The sequence below is a fragment of the Rhizobium sp. P1_E6 genome, from assembly GCF_056405875.1.
Genome location: NZ_JBFUBG010000263.1, coordinates 1 through 1,563, shown reverse-complemented (window position 1 = coordinate 1,563; position 1,563 = coordinate 1). Strand labels below are relative to the sequence as shown.

At 57.8% G+C, this 1,563-nt stretch carries 2 protein-coding genes; one reads left to right on the top strand and one right to left on the bottom strand.

Annotation, left to right across the window (positions count from 1 at the left end):
- Window positions 1-66 precede the first annotated feature (66 nt).
- Window positions 67-804, bottom strand: coding sequence for a hypothetical protein (locus AC1D35_RS36040; protein WP_477942789.1), 738 nt, complete (start codon window positions 802-804; stop codon window positions 67-69).
- Window positions 805-1,082: 278 nt separating this feature from the next.
- On the opposite strand from AC1D35_RS36040, the gene panC reads away from it, so the two are divergent.
- The coding region (gene panC / locus AC1D35_RS36035; RefSeq protein ID WP_477942787.1) for a pantoate--beta-alanine ligase at window positions 1,083-1,563 on the top strand (481 nt) is incomplete at its 3' end.

The window sequence follows — 1,563 nt, the reverse complement described above, 5'->3', positions numbered from 1 at the left end:
AAAATGTTCCGAAAGATTGTTGGCGCGGAGGGCGCCGGTCCTGAATGTGGGTTTTATCCCGAAGGATCAGACCAATTGGAGTGAATGCGGCGGCGCGCGCGGCCGCGATTTCGGAGGCACGAACGGATAGAGCGGTGTCGGATGTGCGCCAGGCAACGCAGGCTGCAGCGAGAACGCAATCCGCCGACCGCATTGATCCGAAGGCGCAGGCAAAAGGACGGATGCGATAATCCTGCAGGCCTCGCAACTTTGCGCAAAACCTGCCGGTTGCTTTCCGCCAGAATTTTTGTCGTTTTCGCAAAGCGACGGGATAGAGCCGTCGGGCAGAGCGAATTCGGCGGCCGCATCGATCCGCTGCTGCAGGAGCAACGTCGGATTGAATTGATGGCCAAAACCAACGGATGCCAGGGCCAGCACGCATATGATGCGTAAGCACCTGGTTACGATCATCCGTTCGAAAAACACGGCCCTGGATCCCTCATTCATCTGAACCGGCGGATGGCACTGGCGGCGTCTAAACATTCGCCCTTGATGGAAGCCCTTCGCAAGCCGCTGATATAACTTCGTGTTTTTTAATATCCAAAGCGACGGGGAAGAGTGCAAGGTTGCGATCTCGCACCAAGAGGTTTCCAACACGCGCTGCTCATCGACAGCGTTAACGATGATCGCTTCGCAACGCAACACGAGGCCGTCGGCGCCGACCCGCAAATCGAGCATTATGACGCGATCTGAGGTGTCTTTGTCCGAAAGGAACGGCTGACATGCGTCTGCTTGCCCCCTCGTCGATGGACGCAGCGCATGCACCGCTGTCTCTCGAATCGAAGGAAGATCGGCTGCGAACTTGTGAAGCCGCGCAGCTCTGTCAGACCCGGCGGCAGCCAGACGAGGATGAGGGGACGATGCGCATGGCGATGGAGCGGCCAGTCATGTAGGTGGCATTATGCTCCAATCCCCATGCCTAAGGGCCGAATAAGGAGAGCTTGTGAACATGCAGCTTATCTAATCGATATTATGTTTTGCGCCCGATTGACGTCGTTCTTCTCTTGCCGTTTTTGTGTCGGCCCGAAACCGGAGGAGACGGAATGAAGGTTTATGCAAGTATCGAAGCGCTACGCCACGCGCTCGCAGGCCTGAGGGGAGAGGGCCGCACGGTCGGTTTGGTCCCGACAATGGGCTATCTGCATGCCGGGCATATGGAACTGATGGCCCGTGCGCGCGCCGCAGATGACGTCGTCGTTGCCTCGATATTCGTCAATCCTCTGCAATTTGGCCCCAACGAGGATCTGACGAAATATCCCCGTGATCTCGAGCGCGACGGCGCCCTGCTCAGAGAGGCTGGCGTTGATATCCTGTTTGCTCCGACCGTCGAGGACATGTATCCGCGCCCGATGCTGACTGTGGTCGACGTTCCCGCGCTTGGCGGGCTGTTGGAAGGCTCGGTCCGGCCCGGGCATTTTGCCGGCGTCGCAACGGTCGTCTGCAAAATCCTCAACATTGTTCAGCCCGACAGGTCCTATTTCGGCGAAAAGGACTATCAGCAGGTTGTGATCATCGAGCGCATGG